Here is a 15,848-nt window from a genome sequence, read left to right on the forward strand (position 1 = left end):
CTCCTGTGCATGTTCGGTGTCATCGACCTTCCCACGTATTTGGCGGGACTCGTCCTGATCGTCCTGCTTCCCGGCCCCAACTCCCTGTACGTCCTGTCCGTCGCCGCCCGGCGCGGTGTGCGTGCCGGGTACACCGCTGCGGCCGGAGTCTGGTGCGGGGACACCGTGCTGATGACGCTGTCGGCGGCCGGGGTCGCGTCCCTGCTGCAGGCCAACGCCGTGCTGTTCGGGATCGTGAAGTACGCCGGGGCCGGGTATCTGACGTGGCTGGCGCTCGGGATGCTGCGGGCGGCGTGGGGGATGTGGCGGACTCGGCGGGAGAAGGCCGTCGACGCGACGCCGGACGCCGTCACCGACGAGCGGCCCTACCGCCGTGCCTTCGTCATCAGTCTCCTCAACCCCAAGGCGATCCTGTTCTTCGTCGCCTTCTTCGTGCAGTTCGTCGACCCCGGGTACGCCCACCCGGCGCTGTCGTTCGTCGTCCTCGGGGCGTTCGCGCAGCTCGCGAGCTTCCTGTACCTCAGTGCGCTGATCTTCAGCGGGACGAGGCTGGCGAGTGCCTTCCGGCGGCGTCGGCGGTTGTCCGCGGGGGCGACCTCGGCGGCGGGCGCGTTGTTCCTCGGGTTCGCGGTGAAGTTGTCCCTCGCGAGTGCGTAGGCGGTCCGCGCGCTCACGAACGCGCCCGCCTGATGGCCGACTTTCCCTTGTCGGCCCAGGCGGGCGCGGAGATCTTCGAGGACTGCGACGGGTGCTTCGAGGAGGGACTCGCCCTCGTGATCGAGGGGAGCGGGGCGTGCTACGACGTCTCATGACACCGCGGCTCAGGACCGCTTCGCGCGCGCCCGCCGTACGGCCCGGGTGACCACGGGAGGCAGCAGGTCCTTGGCGAGCCGGCGGGCCCGGGACGGGGCGGGGCGGGCCGGGCGCGCCGCGCGGGACTCGGTGGCCTTGGGGAGGGGGGCCGGTGCCGGTGCCGGTGCGGGCTCCGCGTAGTGCCGGGAGGGCGGGAAGGGCGGCGGCTTCATGCCCTTGGACCGGGCGCGGACCAGCCGGTGCCCGGCCGCCTCCTGCACGCTCAGCCCGCAGTCCGTGCGCTGCCGGAGCATCTCGAGCAGCTCCTCCTGGAGCGGCTCGGGGTCGCCCCAGGTGCCGTACAGCTTCTGCGTGCTCAGGCAGACCGGGCGCAGACCCCGGTTGAGGACGGCCTCCCAGGCGGCGACCGAGACGCCCGGCGTGTGCTCGGAACGGAAGTCGTCGAGGACCACGATGCCCTCGGGCATCAGGATGTCGTGGGCCGCGCCGATGTCGCCGTGCACGTGCTCGTACAGGTGCGAGGCGTCGATGTGGACGAAGCGGCAGCTGTCCGGGGCCACCTTCTCGGCCACCACCGAGCTGGGGGCCGCGATCACCGTCGGCAGGGTGTCGTGGAAGGAGAGGTAGTTCCGCTCGAAGGCCTGCTGGGTGAGCGAGGAGTACGACTTCGTCGCCTCCGCCTGGTTGGCCCCGTCGGGGGCGTCGCCCTCGAACAGGTCGCAGACCGTGAACTTCTCGCCCTCCTGGAGGTGGTGGCCGAGGAGGATCGCGCTCTTGCCCATGTAGACGCCGAGCTCCAGCAGGTCGCCGTTCATCCCCTGCTTCTGCTGCCGCTCCAGGAACCAGGTGAACAGCATCTGGTCCAGCGGCGGGAACCAGCCCGGGACGTCGGCGAGTTCGCCGGGGTACGTGTCGGTCGCTTGTGCGTTGGTCATGAGTCGAGCCTTCTCCCTGAGCGGTGCTCAAACCGACGGTTGGTTGAACGTCCCGTGAACAGCTCAGCGGGCCTTGGCCAGCAGGGTCCGCAGCCGTGGGGTCAGCGGTTTCTCCACATACTGGTTCAGCAACCACGCAAGCAGCAGCATTGAGGCCACTGCCAGCGCGAATGTCGCCGCGGACGGCAGATCCAGGCCGCGGTGCAGCGCCTGGATCACCACCCAGCCGAGGTGTTCGTGGACGAGGTAGAACGGATACGTCAGCGCCCCCGCCACCGTCAGCCAGCGCCAGTTCGCCCAGCGCAGCCAGCCCAGCGCGATCGCCGCGACCGCGACGAAGCCGAAGGTCACGACGAGGACGATGCCGAGCGAGGAGCGGTACGAGAAGCCGCCCGCGTCGGGGGCATGCCACAGCCCCTGCACCGCGAAGTGCTGACCGATCAGCCAGCTCACGGCGACGATGCCCCACCCGTAGGCGTCCCGCCGGTCCAGGTGGACGAGGTAGAGGCCGACACCGCCGATGAAGAAGGGGGCGTACTCCGGCATCACGACGATGTCGAGCAGCGGCATGTTCGCGTTCGCCGCGATCACCGCCGCCAGCATCCAGCCGGCGCAGAACATGATCACTCGGCGGCGGTTCGCCCCGGGAAGCACCACGCACAGCGCGAACAGCGCGTAGAAGCGGACCTCCGCCCACAGCGTCCAGCACACGCCGAGCACCCGGTCCACGCCCAGCGGCATCTGAAGCATGGTCAGGTTCACCAGCGCGTCGCTCGGCGAGACCGCCTTGTAGGCCACCATGGGCAGCGCGAAGACCGCCGTCACGAGCGCGACCGCCACCCAGTAGGCGGGCAGCAGCCGGGAGGCGCGGGAGGCGAAGAACGACTTCAGGGGCCTGCCCCAGCCGCTCATGCAGATCACGAACCCGCTGATCACGAAGAAGACCTGGACGCCGAGGCAGCCGTAGGCGAAGTACTCGTGCAGGGTCGGGAACTGCTCCTTGGGAGAGCCGCCCCAGGCATGGGAGACCTCACCGTCGCGCCCGCCGTAGTGGTACGCCGCCACCATCAGCGCGGCCACCAGCCGCAGCCCGTCCAGGGCGCGCAGCCGGCCGCCGGAGTCCTTCCGGCGCGGTGGGACGGTCGTGGCGCCCGGTGGTTCGACCAGCACGGTGACTTCGGGCCGGGGCTTCGGGGTGCTGACGACCGTCTCGGTCACGCTGAAAACCTCTGTAGTAGCTCGTATGTCCTTCACCTGAGCCGCCTGTGGGCGGGCAGGGCGCCGGTTGTCACCCTAGGACGGAGGTTGACGCTAAAACGTTCGACGGAGTCAGCCTTCGCCTGCCGGTTTCCACGGGTTCATCTGGATGTCGCCGAGCTCGGCCGCCGGGCGGACCTCCTCGGCCGCCGAGCGGGCTGCCTCAGCGGCGCACCCCCTTGCGCAGCGCCCGCGCCCGCCGGACCACCCGGCGCGCCGTGGAATTGCGGGGCAGGAACGCCAGCCGCTGCGGAATACCGCCGGGCAGTCCGAGCGAGGTGAGACGGCGCTTCTTGAAGTAGCGCCGGGTGCGCGGACCGAGATGGCGGGAGAGGAACGCCTCCGCCTGCGGGCGCAGGTCCGGATAGATCTGCGGCTGCATGGTGAACCCGACGGCGGTCACCAGGTCGGACAGCAGCTCGGCCGGCAGCAGGTCGCCGTCCTTGCCGCCGTCGAGGTCGGGCAGCAGGGCGTCCGCCAGGGTGGTGGGGATCCGGTTGCTGTTCTGGTACGGAGTCAGCCGCTCCAGCAGCAGCTCGGTGCCGATGCGCGCGACCGGAAGCTCGTAGAACACCGAGGCCGTGAACAGCGCTGTGGAGAAGCAGCCGATGACGAGCGCGGGCCGGGCCCGGTCGAACAGCACCTCGGCGAGCACGGGCGTGTCCAGGACCGTGAGGTCCACGCCGAGCTTCTCCGCCTCGGTCTCCAGGGCGCGGCTGTAGCGGGCCGGTGCGGTCGGGTGGGGCTTGAAGACGACCGTACGGTGGCCGCGGGCGACCGCGCCCCGCATCATCCGCACGTGCAGGTCCTCTTCCTCCTCGGGGGAGAGGATGTTCAGCGCCGACAGGTACTGGCCGAGCAGCAGAGCCGCGTTGCCGGGCAGGGCCGGCAACTCGGGTAGGGCCTCGGTGACCTCGCCCAGCACCTTCAGGAACGCGGGCGACGGCACCAGATGCGCCGGCACCTCGAACTCGGTCAGCAGCATCGGCGTGAGCCCCGGCACCAGATCGAGGTGCAGCAGCCGCCGCACGCGCGTGCCGACCAGCGGGTCGAGCTTGTTGCGCGTGGGGCCGTAGCTCATCAGCCCGTCGGCGTAGACGTCGATGGGGGCGTCGGTGAACAACTGCGCCACCGTGAGCGCGGGAGCGACCTGGATGGACTCCAGGACCAGGCTCACCCGGTCGTCGCCGAGTCCCCACAGCGTCCGCAGATAGCGCTCGAAGAGCGGGATGTCGTCGGAGCGCGGCGTCCAGGCCCCGGGGTGGAACGGGCGGATGGCGTCGTTCCAGGACAGCACGTCGTCGAAGTGCTCGCGCAGCGGCGCGAAGCCCGGCATCTCGTCGAGGGCCGGGGTGGTCTCCGGGTTCGCGGAGTTGTTGAACACCAGCAGCACCCGGCGGTTCGGCTCCTCGAAGAGGTCGGAGTCGATCGCGGCGGCCAGGGTGGCGACGCCGTACAGCGTCGAGGCGCAGAAGATCTGTGTGGTCCCGGGCATCAGACGGCCGCTCCCGCCGGCGTGACCCTGCGCCGCAGCCGCCGCAGCTTGGACGAGCGGTCCATGTCCATGGCCTCCAGTGCGTCACCGAGCGCGTCCTGCGGCATGCGCTTGATGGCCGCCGCGCTCATCGACCGCAGCTGCCTCGCCACGGCCGGTTCGAACCTGTCTTCATTGGAAAGGTGGTGCGCGATGATCGCGCAGTACGTCCGTACCGCCTTCGGCAGCAGCCGGTCGGCCTCACGGTCGGCGGCCGTCTCCTCGATCACCTGGTCGAAGGCGCGGATGAAGTCGAGCTGGCGGACATCCCCGATCTGGGTCAGGGACGAGGCCACCCCGCGCCGGTAGAACACGCCCAGCAGGCTCACCACGGCGAACGACTCCGCCTCGCGGTGCAGCTTCCAGATCCACGGCCGGTCCTCGGCCGTGCGCAGCCCGTCGGTGAAGTGGAGCACGCCCCTCTCGAGGAGCCGGCGGTGGTAGGCGCCGGCCCAGGCGTAGGCGTAGTCCACCGAGGTCGAGCGGTGGGAGGGGAGGATCGCGTCCCGCGGGTCGAACGCCTCCCAGCGCCGGCCGACCGGGACCCGGGAGACGGAACGGGCGCGCGCGGTGGCCTGCACATGGTCGGTGCGGATGAAGTCGCAGCCCAACTCGTCCAGGGCGGACACCAGTTCGGCGAAGTAGCCGGGGGCCAGCCAGTCGTCGCCGTCCAGGAACGTCAGGTACTCGCCCTGCGCCGCGTCCAGGCCGGTGTTGCGGGCGGTGGCGAGCCCCCCGTTCTTCTCGTGTCGGATGTAACGCACCTGTGCGACATCCGAAAGGTCCTCGGCCGCCCGTTCGAGAATGGCCGGCGTTTCGTCCTTCGAATGGTCGTCGATCAGGATGAACTCGAAATCGCGGTCGGCGTTCAACCGAAGGCTTCTGAGTGTGTCCGGGGCGTATTGCTGCACGTTGTAGAACGGCACGATCACGGAAAGCTTAGGCACCCGCAAAACGTTAGGAGGCCGTCCGGCTCCGGAACTTTCCGGTGAACATACACTGGGTGAACTCAATGTGTCAGAACGGTGCACCCCGTGTACTTCCCGGTTCGCCACGGGCCAGTTCGACTCCCGGTGGGGTGTTGTTAACTTTTCGTTGAGTCGTGGTTCCGCCATACCTAGGAATTGCTTCCTAGCGTCTTCGATGTGCCAGCAAGTACACCGAAGCGCCCGCGAATCGCCGTCCTCGCGGACTCCGACACCCGCTGGAAATGGGGTGCGCTCACCGCGCACCGCATCGCCCCGGGACAGTCCATGGAAACCGGACCGCGCGAAGGCGCGCAAGTCGGCCCCGCCCTCGACGGATTCCTGCTGCGCGGCCGGGCCACGCCCACGCCGCGCCAGCTGGAGGAAGTGGGCGTGCGCGCCGACTCGCTGCGGGAGGTCACCGCCGTCGAGTTCCTGCGCACCATGGCCGACCAGTCCTACGACGTCCTGGTCCTCTCCCTCGTCGGCGGCGGTGTGCAGGCGATGCTGCACGGCCTGCGGCGCGTCTGGGAGAACCGGACTTCGCGGCCCGTCGTCGTCACCGGCTACGTCGGTGTCGTCTACGAGAAGCTCGCCGACGGCCTGCTGCTGCGGCACGGCGCGGACCTCGTCCTCGCCAACTCCCGTCAGGACGCGGACCGTTTCCGGGCCGTGTACGAGGGAGTGGGAGCCGACGCCTCGTCGGTGACCGAGGTGGCGCTGCCGTTCCTCGGCGGCGCGCCGTACGAAGGTGAGCGCGACCCCTACACGGTCGTCTTCGCCGCCCAGCCCTCGGTCCCCGAGAGCCGCAAGGACCGTACGTACCTGCTGAACCGGCTGGTCCAGCACGCCCGCAAGCACCCCGAGCGTGAGGTGCTGCTGAAGCTGCGGTCCAAGCCCGGCGAACACACCACCCACATCGAGGAGTTGCCGTACCAGAAGCTGGTGCAGCGCCTCGATCCGCCCGCCAACTTCCGCCTGGTGTACGGCAACATGGGCGAGGTCCTCGACCGCACCGACCTGCTCGTGACGGTCAGCTCCACCGCCGCCCTGGAGTCGCTGCACCGCCGTATCCCGACCGTCGTGCTGACCGACCTCGGCATCCGCGAGTCGCTCGGCAACCACCACTTCGTGGGCTCCGGCTGCCTCGCCTCCTGGGACCAGCTCGACGCCGGGCACCGGCCGGCGCCCGACGAGGAGTGGGTGGCCCGGCAGGGTGTGGTGGCGGACGGTTCCTACGAATCCGCCTTCGACGCGGCGCGCGAACGCATCGACAAGCTGCTCGACCGGCCGGGCGGCCTGCCGCCGCTGGCCCCGTACTACACACCCGCCACCGCGCCCGGCTATCTGCCCGGGATCCTCGCCCGCCACCACCTCGGCCCGGACGGCACCCCGCTGCCCGGCGCGCCGGCCGCCGACAAGGAGCCCGGCCCGGTCCGGCAGGTCGTGCGCCGGGCGGCGCGCGGCGCCTACCGGCACGGCGTGCAGCGCGTGGCGCCCGTCATCCGGCGGATGGGGGAGCTGTGAGCCGCCCCGAGCCCTCCGCCCAAGGAGCCCAAGGAGTAGACCCCATGTCCCACCCGGAAGCGGGCAAAGGCGCTTCGGTGCGCCGCGTGCTCGCGGTGATCCCCGCGCGCGGCGGCTCCAAGGGCGTGCCCGCGAAGAACCTCCTCCCCGTCGGCGGCGTCCCGCTGGTGGCGAGGGCGGTGCGCGAGTGCCGCGCCGCCCGGCTCGTGACGGACGTCGTGGTCTCCACCGACGACCAGGCCATCGCGGCCGCCGCCCGTGAGGCCGGCGCCGAGGTCGTGCTGCGGCCCGCCGCCATCGCCGGCGACACGGCCACCTCCGAGGCCGCCGTCCTGCACGCCATGGACGCGCACGAGGCCCTGCACGGCGCCGTCGTGGACGTCGTGCTGCTGGTGCAGTGCACCAGCCCGTTCATCGCCCGCGAGGACGTGGACGGCGTCGCCGCGGCCATCGTCGAGAACGGTGCCGACACGGCCCTCACCGTGGCCCCGTTCCACGGCTTCGTCTGGCGCGACGCCGAGGACGAGGTCGCGGCCGGCACGGTCGCGGAGGCCGACGCGGCCGTCGGCGGCGGCTACGGCGTCAACCACGACAAGTCCTTCCGCCCCCGCCGCCAGGACCGCCCCCAGGACCTGCTGGAGACCGGAGCCGCCTACGCCATGGAGGCGGTCGGCTTCCGCAAGCACCAGCACCGCTTCTTCGGCCGGACCGAACTGGTCCGCACCGACGCCGCGCGCGTGCTGGAGGTCGACGACCCGCACGACCTCGCCCGCGCCCGGGCCCTCGCGCCGCTCTTCGACGCGGACCGGCCCGGCGCGCTCCCGACCGCCGCCGACATCGACGCGGTCGTACTCGACTTCGACGGCACCCAGACCGACGACCGGGTGCTGGTCGACTCCGACGGACGGGAGTTCGTCTCCGTGCACCGCGGGGACGGACTCGGCATCGCGGCCCTCCGCAGGAGCGGCCTGAAGATGCTGATCCTGTCCACGGAACAGAACCCTGTGGTCGCCGCCCGGGCCCGGAAGCTCAAGCTCCCGGTGCTGCACGGCATCGACCGCAAGGACCTCGCGCTGAAGCAGTGGTGCGAGGAGCAGGGCATCGCGCCGGAGCGCGTGCTCTACGTCGGCAACGACGTCAATGACCTCCCGTGCTTCGCCCTCGTGGGCTGGCCCGTGGCGGTCGCGAGCGCCCACGACGTCGTGCGCGGCGCCGCACGCGCGGTCACCACCGTCCCCGGTGGCGACGGCGCGATCCGAGAGATCGCCAGCTGGATCCTCGGCCCCTCTCTCGATTCCCTCACCAAGTAAGGACATCTCCTGCCATGAGCACCAACTCCCGTATCCGTCAGTTCGGTTCGCGTGAGGTCGGCCCGGGCAAGCCCGTCTACGTCTGCGGCGAGATCGGCATCAACCACAACGGCGAGCTCGAGAACGCCTTCAAGCTGATCGACGCGGCCGCCGAGGCCGGCTGTGACGCGGTCAAGTTCCAGAAGCGCACCCCGGAGATCTGCACCCCGCGCGACCAGTGGGACATCGAGCGCGACACGCCCTGGGGCCGGATGACGTACATCGACTACCGCCACCGCGTGGAGTTCGGTGAGGACGAGTACCGCCAGATCGACGAGTACTGCAAGTCGAAGAACATCGACTGGTTCGCCTCCCCGTGGGACACCGAGGCCGTCGCCTTCCTGGAGAAGTTCGACGTCCCCGCCCACAAGGTGGCGTCCGCCTCCCTCACCGACGACGAGCTGCTGCGCGCCCTGCGCGCCACCGGCCGCGCGGTGATCCTCTCCACCGGCATGTCGACCCCGAAGCAGATCCGCCACGCGGTCGAGGTCCTCGGCTCCGACAACATCCTGATGTGCCACGCCACGTCGACCTACCCGGCCAAGGCCGAGGAGCTCAACCTCCGCGTCATCAACACGCTCCAGCAGGAGTACCCGAACGTCCCGATCGGCTACTCCGGTCACGAGACGGGCCTGCAGACCACGCTGGCCGCGGTCGCGCTGGGCGCGGTGTTCGTCGAGCGTCACATCACCCTCGACCGCGCCATGTGGGGCTCGGACCAGGCCGCCTCCGTGGAGCCGCAGGGCCTCACCCGCCTCGTCCGCGACATCCGCACCATCGAGGCCTCCCTCGGCGACGGCGTGAAGAAGGTCTACGAGTCCGAGCTGGCCCCGATGAAGAAGCTGCGCCGCGTGGCCGGTGTGGTCGCCGAGGCGGAGATCGCCGACGCGGCGGGTGAGCCGGTAGGCGTCTGAGCCCTCAACCCCCACAACCCCCCTTACGACGGGACGGTCGTACGTCGATGAGCCCCCGCGCCGGGAATGCCGGCCCCCACACTCTCGCGTTCGTCGAGAGTCCGGTACAGCTGCTGAACGTGCTGGAGTGGGCGCACGCGCATGCGCCCGGCGTGGGGCTCACCCTCGTGGTGCTGTCGCCCGTCGACCCGATGACGCGCGGCCAGCTGCGGCGGATGTCCGACCTGGCCCGCGACGAGGGGCACGAGGTCCGCTGGGAGGAGGCGCGCGGCGGCCCCATGGCGCCCTTCCAGACCATCGGCGGCCTGGCGCGCCTGCTCCGCAGGGCGCGCCGGATCGTGCTGGGGGACCCCTTCTCCCGCTACGTCCAGCTGCTGCTGACGATCACCCGGGCCCGTGACCTGGTCGTCGTCGACGACGGCACGGCGACGATGGAGTTCGTCGGCCAGCTGGCCCGGGGGGAACGGCTGGTGCGCTGGCACCGCAAGGGCGGCCGTCCCGGTCCGCGGGACCTGATCTTCGCGCCGGTGTCGGCCTCGGCCCGCCGCCGCCTGACCCCCGGCGGCGACCGCCGCGTCGAGATCTTCTCCTCCATGCCGATGGAGGAGACCCCGGCGGGCGTCACCGTGAGCGCCAACGACTTCGCCTGGACCCGGGCCCGCTTCGGCCCGCCCCGCATCACCAAGGGCGCCGACATGGTCGGCACGTCCCTGGTGGAGACGGGCGTGGTCGACGACGACCGCTACCTGGAGGCCGTCCGCGCCCTGGCCAGGGCCCACGGCGCCACCCGCTACTTCGCCCACCGCCGCGAGAGCACGGACAAGCTCCACCGGCTCGCGGTCGAGACCGGCCTGGAGATCGTCCGCCCCGAACTCCCCCTCGAACTGATCGCCCGCCGCGGCCCCATCGGCCGGACGATCCTCAGCTTCCCCTCCACGGTCGTCCACACCCTCCCGCTCGCCCTCTCCGGCACCGAGGTCCGCGTCGCGGTCTGCGACATCGACCCGACGTGGCTGACCGACCACGCCTCCCCTCGCGCCCAGGGCTTCCTGTCGGGGGTGACGGGGGCGGCGCGGGATGTGCATCGGTTGTCCACGGCGGGGGCGGCGGGCCAGGAGGGCCAGGAGGGCCCGGAGAGTACGGCGGGTCCGACCGGTACGGCAGCCCCTGGGGGACCGAGGGGCTCGGCGGCCGCCGGGGGCCCGACTGGCCCGACGGGTACGGCCGACCCGGGGCGCATCACGGGCACGACGACGGGCACGACGGGCTCGGCCGGGACAGCGGGCTCGGCGAGCATGGCCGGCTCGGCTGGGGCGGCGGGTTCGGCAGGTGTGGTCGGCTCGGCTGGGGCGGCGGGCGCGGTGGCAGCGGGCTGACGGGTCGGAGGCGCCTTGGAACCGGCGGGGTCCGGCGGTCCGGGGAGTGGCACGGGCACGGTGGGCTCGGCGAGCGCGGCGGGCCCGGCTGTGGCAGCGGGTGCTGCGGGCGCAGTTGCTGTCGGCTGACGTGCGGGAGATGCCCTGGGGACCGGCGGGTCCGGCCGGGCCCGGTGGGTCCGGGGAGTATCACGGGCGCGGCGGGTTCGGGCGGGATGGCGGGCTCGGCGAGTGCGGCGAGCCCGGCGAGCCGGCCGGGGCGGTAGCCGCTGAGGGCGGGGTGGCCGTCGGCTGACGTGCCGCGGGCGCCTCGGGAAACGGCGGGGTCGGCCGGCTCAGGCGGCGCCGGCCGCTCAGGCGGACCTCGTGGACCTGGCGTTTCAGGCAGGCCAGGTGGCGACGGACCCACGACTCGCGGCGGACTCACGCGTCGGCAGAAGCGGCCCACGCCCAGACCGCGGCGGTTCACGCACAGCTCGGGTCGGGCCCACTCAGCCCACCAGAGCGGACTCAGGCCCAGACCGCGGCGGGCTCACGAACAGGTCGGGGGCCGGGCTCGCGCACGGCAGGCTGGCACCACCACCCCGTGAGGCTCACGCGTCGGCGGACGCCGGCTTGCGTGCCAGCAGGAACGCCCGAGGATGCTGCTCCTCGCCCTCGGGCTCCCGCAGCACACGGGCGTGGAGTTCCAGGCCCGCCTTCGTGAGGTGCGCCGCGACGGTCTCCGGGGTGCGCCAGTAGTAGTCGAGCGAGATCTTCTGCCCGAAGCGCTCGGTGAGGTGCGCCCGGCCGTCCTCGGCACCGGACTGGAACCCGAGCAGCACGGGCGCGCCCGGCACCAGGACGCGGTGGAACCCGGCGAAGACCGAGGGCAGATGGTCGTCCGGCACATGGATGATCGAGTACAGCGCGACGATGCCGCCGAGCGTCTCGTCCGGCAGGTCCAGGGCCGTCATCGAACCGACGTGGAACCGCAGCCGAGGGTGCGCCCGGCGGGCCAGGGCCACCATGCGGGGTGAGACGTCCACCCCGAACACCGGCAGCCCCAGGTCGTGCAGCCGGGCCGCCACGTGTCCGGGCCCGCTGCCGATGTCGGCGACCGGCGGCTGCACCGGCGCCCCGGGGGCCCGCACCAGGTCGACGAAGGCCGTGAGGAGGGCCCGCTCCAGCGGTCTACCGGCGAGACTGTCCGGGAACCCGGCGGCATAGTCCTCGGCGATGGCGTCGTACGAGGCCTGGGTGGACTGGACGAACTCGGGGCTGTCGGCGCGCACGGGGCGCACACTATCGGGGCCGTGCGTCCGCCAGACGAACAAGGCCGTGTTCCCCGCGCAGGGCGTGGTATCCGTGGAGGAGGATGGATGGATACCGGCGCCGTGAGTCATGTGTGGCCGATGTCACACTCTGTGGGTCGTGGTGACCGGCTCGGCCCTAAAGGCGGGCGAGCTTACCCATCTCAGTTGATAGCTATGCGTTCGGCGGTCATATTTTCTTCCCCGAACGGGTTGAAGTTTTGTTGATCGAGGGTCGGACGACCGCCCTGGCGCCCTACCCTTCAGAGGGTGAAGCAATTGATGTCACTGGAGTCCGAGGTCGACCTTCCCGGGGGAGCCGTGCTTCCCGGCGCGCTGCCCGACGCTCTGCGCGCCGAGCTCATCGCGTTCCGACGCGACCTGCACATGCACCCGGAGCTGGGCAACCAGGAGTTCCGCACGACAGCCGCGATCAAGGAGCGGCTCGAGCAGGCCGGCCTCAAGCCGCGCGTACTCGCCGTCGGGACAGGACTCGTCTGTGACATCGGCGTAGAGGGCGAACAGTGGGCCGGGGGCCCCAGCATGCTCGCCATGCGGGCCGACATCGACGGCCTGCCCATCCCCGACATGAAGAGCGACTGCCCGTACCGCTCGACCGTGCCCGACCGCGCCCACGCCTGCGGCCACGACGTGCACACCACCGTCGTCCTCGGCGCCGGTCTCGTCCTCGCCGAACTGCACAAGCAGGGCCTGCTGCCCCGCCCCGTCCGGCTGATCTTCCAGCCCGCCGAGGAGGTACTGCCCGGCGGTGCCGCCGACGTCATCAAGTGCGGGGCGCTGGAAGGGGTCGGCGCGATCGTCGCCGTGCACTGCGACCCACGCGTGGACGCGGGGCAGGTCGGACTCCGGGAGGGTCCCATCACCTCCGCCTGCGACCGGCTGGAGATCGCCCTGGACGGCCCGGGCGGGCACACCGCACGCCCCCACCTCACGACCGACCTGGTCACGGCGGCCGCCCGCGTCGTCACGGACGTACCCGCCCTGGTCGGCCGGCGCTTCGACAGCCGGAGCGGGCTCGCCATCACCTGGGGCCGCGTCGAGTCCGGGCACGCGCCCAACGTCATCCCGCAGCACGCCGAGCTCTCCGGCACCGTGCGGTGCCTCGACATCGAGGCGTGGCGGCAGGCGCCCGACGTCGTGGTCGCGGCGATCGACGAGGTCGCCAACCTGTACCGCGCCAAGTCGGAGATCAACTACGTCCGCGGCGTCCCGCCCGTCGTCAACGAGCCCGGCGTGACCGAGCTGCTGCGCGACGCCATGATCGCCCGACGCGGCGTCGAGTCGGTCGTCGGCACGGAGCAGAGCCTCGGCGGCGAGGACTTCTCCTGGTACCTGGAGCGCGTCCCCGGCGCCATGGCCCGCCTCGGTGTACGCACTCCCGGCGAACGCCAGGTACGCGACCTCCACCAGGGCGACTTCGACGTGGACGAGTCGGCCATCACGGTCGGCGTGGAACTCTTCACGGCCGCGGCCCTGGTCGACGGCCTGCGCTAAGGGCTGGCCACCGGGGTGCTGAGGGGTCTCGGGCGACCTGCGTGGTCTGCGGGTGCGGGTGGCCCTGGGCTTGCCGGGTGGGTGCCTGCGGTCTGTCGACTGCGGGTGGGCTCTGCGCGTATCGAGTGGGTGAGGGCGTGTCGGCGCGGACCGCTCCGGGCTGGTCTGCTGGCCGTGGCGGCTGGGCGGTCCGGCGCGCGGCTTCACGTCCGACGGGCAGGAAGCCGGCCTGCCGGGTGGCGTGACCGCACGGCGGTAGGGCGCACGACTCCGGACTCCTCCGGCCTCCCCCTCCGGTCTCTCGGCCGCATGGCCCCTGGCTCATCCGAGCCCGACACCCGCCGGCAGGCCGTCGGACTCATGCCCCCGGGCCCGTCCGGCAGTTCCCGCTCAGCCGCCCGGCGTGTCGCCCGGTGGTGGTGCACCCCTGGGGCTGGCCTGGAGAACACCCTGGCCCCCGCCCGGCTGACGCCTGGTTCCGCCCGCCCGGCTGACGCCCGCCGGGGCCCCGGCCCCGGCCGTCCGGCGGTTTCCCCTCAGGCCGCCCGGCGTGTCGTCCGGTGGTGGTGCACCCCTGGGGCTGGCCCGGAGAACACCCTGGCCCCCGCCCGGCTGACGCCTGGTTCCGCCCGCCCGGCGGAGTCTTCGCCCGATGCTCGCTCCCCAGCCGGGCGGAGCCTTCGCCCGCCGCCCGACTGGAGGAGCCTCCGCTCGACGCCCGCCCCGCCCGGCGGAGCCCCTGGCCCCCGCCCGCCCCGCGGAGTCATCGCCCGCCCGCCGCCTGCCCGGCGGAGCCTCCACCCGTCGCCCGACCCCGCCCCGCCCCGCGGAGTCTTCGCCCTATGTCGCCCCCGCCCCGCGGAACCCCCCCGCCCGTCGCCCGACCCCGCCCGGCGGAGCCCCTGGCCCCACGCCCGCCCCGCCCGGCAGAGCGCCCGCCCCACGACCACCCCCGCCCCGCGGAGCCTCCCAGAGCCTCCGGTTGCGCCCCGGGCAGCCCCGGGGCAGCCTGGTGCGCGTGACGAGCAGGCACGCGCCGTGTCCCCGAGTGCACCTTTCGACCCTGTTCGACCCCGTGGTTCACAAGGGCGTAACCGGCCATCGGCACGAATGGATAACGGCCCCGCAGCGACCCGTTCCCAGGAGTGTCTACGCGCGTTAATGTGCGCCGAACCGAGCACCCGCTGCGGGGCTTTGGAGAATGGGGAACTTCAAGATGCGTCGGATTTCCAAACTGACCCGCGTCGCGGTGGGGGTCGCGTCGTTGGGCCTCGTCGCCACGGCCTGTGGCGGCACCAGCGGTGAGAGCGGTGGCGGCGACGGCAACGACCGCGGTCTCGCCATCGCCTACGACATCGGCGGCAAGGGTGACCAGTCCTTCAACGACGCCGCCTATGCCGGCCTGACCAAGGCCAAGGACGAGTTCGGCTACAAGACCGCCGACATCGAGCCCACCGAGGGCGAGACCGACGCCGACAAGGAACAGCGCCTGGCCTCGCTCGCGAAGCAGGGCTACAACCCGATCATCGGCGTCGGCTTCGTCTACGGCCCGGCGATGAAGGCCGTGGCCTCCAAGTATCCGGACACCACCTTCGGCATCGTCGACTCCGTCGTCGAGGCCAAGAACGTCGCCTCCCTCGTCTTCGCCGAGGAGCAGGCCTCGTACCTCGCCGGCGTCGCCGCCGCCAAGGCCACCAAGTCGAACACGGTCGGCTTCGTGGGCGGTGTCGACATCCCGCTGATCCACAAGTTCGAGGCCGGCTACAAGCAGGGCGTCGAGGACACCAGCGGCGGCAAGGTCAAGGTCATCTCCCAGTACCTGACCCAGACCGCCGAGGAGGGCGGCTTCTCCAGCCCCGACAAGGGCAAGGCCGCCGCCGAGGGCCAGATCGAGAAGAAGGCCGACGTCGTCTACCAGGCGGCCGGCCTCTCCGGCCAGGGTGTCATCGAGGCCGCCGCCAAGGCGAAGGTCTGGGCGATCGGCGTCGACTCCGACCAGTACAAGCAGGCCGCCCTCGCTTCGTACAAGCAGTACATCCTCACCTCCGCCCTCAAGGACGTCGGCGGCGCGGTCTACGCGCTGGCCAAGTCCGTGCACGACGACAAGCCGCTGACCGGCACCCAGACCTTCGACCTGAAGGTCAACGGCGTCGGGCTCTCCGAGGCGAACCCGGAGTACGGCAAGATCGCAGGGCTCAAGGACGCCGTGGACAAGGCCAAGGAAGGCATCATCGACGGCTCCATCAAGGTCAAGACCGAGTAGACGCACCGTCAGGACGACAGCCGGAGCGGGCGGGCACCCACAGTGCCCGCCCGCTCCGCCGTTCCCGGGCCCCGGCCGCCCGGATCACCCAGCGCCACCTCCCGTTTG

12 protein-coding genes and 1 pseudogene are annotated in these 15,848 nt (G+C 71.8%); 8 read left to right on the top strand and 5 right to left on the bottom strand.

Going from position 1 to position 15,848, the window contains the following annotated elements; genetic code table 11:
- The first annotated feature begins 9 nt into the window (after window positions 1-9).
- Both leuE and ACIBNA_RS01255 read left to right on the top strand, forming a co-directional pair.
- On the top strand, window positions 10-657 hold the full coding sequence (gene leuE / locus ACIBNA_RS01250) for a leucine efflux protein LeuE (protein WP_399163207.1): 648 nt from the start codon (window positions 10-12) through the stop codon (window positions 655-657).
- A gap of 32 nt (window positions 658-689) precedes the next feature.
- Window positions 690-812, top strand: a complete 123-nt coding sequence (locus tag ACIBNA_RS01255; protein ID WP_399163208.1) for a hypothetical protein — start codon at window positions 690-692, stop codon at window positions 810-812.
- A 9-nt stretch (window positions 813-821) separates the two neighbouring features.
- On the opposite strand, the gene ACIBNA_RS01260 is transcribed toward ACIBNA_RS01255, so the two are convergent.
- The 4 genes from ACIBNA_RS01260 to ACIBNA_RS01275 all read right to left on the bottom strand — a co-directional run bounded on the left by ACIBNA_RS01260 (window position 822) and on the right by ACIBNA_RS01275 (window position 5,486).
- Window positions 822-1,748 carry a class I SAM-dependent methyltransferase gene (locus ACIBNA_RS01260; protein WP_399163209.1) on the bottom strand — a complete coding sequence of 309 codons (927 nt, stop codon included), beginning with the start codon at window positions 1,746-1,748 and terminating at the stop codon, window positions 822-824.
- A 63-nt stretch (window positions 1,749-1,811) separates the two neighbouring features.
- Window positions 1,812-2,966, bottom strand: a complete 1,155-nt coding sequence (locus ACIBNA_RS01265) for an acyltransferase family protein (protein WP_399163210.1) — start codon at window positions 2,964-2,966, stop codon at window positions 1,812-1,814.
- A gap of 202 nt (window positions 2,967-3,168) precedes the next feature.
- Window positions 3,169-4,500 (bottom strand): alpha-2,8-polysialyltransferase family protein, encoded by a 1,332-nt coding sequence (locus ACIBNA_RS01270; RefSeq protein WP_399163211.1) that lies wholly within the window; start codon window positions 4,498-4,500, stop codon window positions 3,169-3,171.
- Window positions 4,500-5,486, bottom strand: a complete 987-nt coding sequence (locus ACIBNA_RS01275; protein ID WP_399163212.1) for a glycosyltransferase family 2 protein — start codon at window positions 5,484-5,486, stop codon at window positions 4,500-4,502. Before ACIBNA_RS01275 ends, ACIBNA_RS01270 begins: the two co-directional genes overlap by 1 nt.
- Before the next feature lie 198 nt (window positions 5,487-5,684).
- On the opposite strand from ACIBNA_RS01275, the gene ACIBNA_RS01280 reads away from it, so the two are divergent.
- The 4 genes and pseudogenes from ACIBNA_RS01280 to ACIBNA_RS01295 form a co-directional block, all read left to right on the top strand.
- Window positions 5,685-7,031 (top strand): DUF6716 putative glycosyltransferase, encoded by a 1,347-nt coding sequence (locus ACIBNA_RS01280; RefSeq protein WP_399163213.1) that lies wholly within the window; start codon window positions 5,685-5,687, stop codon window positions 7,029-7,031.
- A 44-nt stretch (window positions 7,032-7,075) separates the two neighbouring features.
- A complete protein-coding gene (locus ACIBNA_RS01285) occupies window positions 7,076-8,341 on the top strand; it encodes a cytidylyltransferase domain-containing protein (protein WP_399163214.1) in 1,266 nt (421 codons plus the stop codon).
- 14 nt (window positions 8,342-8,355) lie between these two features.
- On the top strand, window positions 8,356-9,294 hold the full coding sequence (locus tag ACIBNA_RS01290) for an N-acetylneuraminate synthase family protein (RefSeq protein ID WP_399163215.1): 939 nt from the start codon (window positions 8,356-8,358) through the stop codon (window positions 9,292-9,294).
- A 47-nt stretch (window positions 9,295-9,341) separates the two neighbouring features.
- Window positions 9,342-10,400, top strand: a pseudogene (locus ACIBNA_RS01295) (hypothetical protein); the annotation flags it as partial.
- An 863-nt stretch (window positions 10,401-11,263) separates the two neighbouring features.
- Here the strand turns inward: ACIBNA_RS01295 and ACIBNA_RS01300 are convergent.
- Complete coding sequence (locus ACIBNA_RS01300) at window positions 11,264-11,944, bottom strand: class I SAM-dependent DNA methyltransferase (RefSeq protein WP_399163216.1); 681 nt, start codon at window positions 11,942-11,944, stop codon at window positions 11,264-11,266.
- A gap of 300 nt (window positions 11,945-12,244) precedes the next feature.
- On the opposite strand from ACIBNA_RS01300, the gene ACIBNA_RS01305 reads away from it, so the two are divergent.
- A complete protein-coding gene (locus ACIBNA_RS01305; RefSeq protein WP_399163485.1) occupies window positions 12,245-13,477 on the top strand; it encodes a M20 family metallopeptidase in 1,233 nt (410 codons plus the stop codon).
- Between the two features lie 1,216 nt (window positions 13,478-14,693).
- Window positions 14,694-15,740, top strand: coding sequence for a BMP family protein (locus ACIBNA_RS01310; RefSeq protein ID WP_399163217.1), 1,047 nt, complete (start codon window positions 14,694-14,696; stop codon window positions 15,738-15,740).
- Window positions 15,741-15,848: the final 108 nt, after the last annotated feature.

The organism is Streptomyces sp. NPDC050164, from assembly GCF_044459945.1.
GTDB lineage: Bacteria > Actinomycetota > Actinomycetes > Streptomycetales > Streptomycetaceae > Streptomyces > Streptomyces coeruleorubidus_A.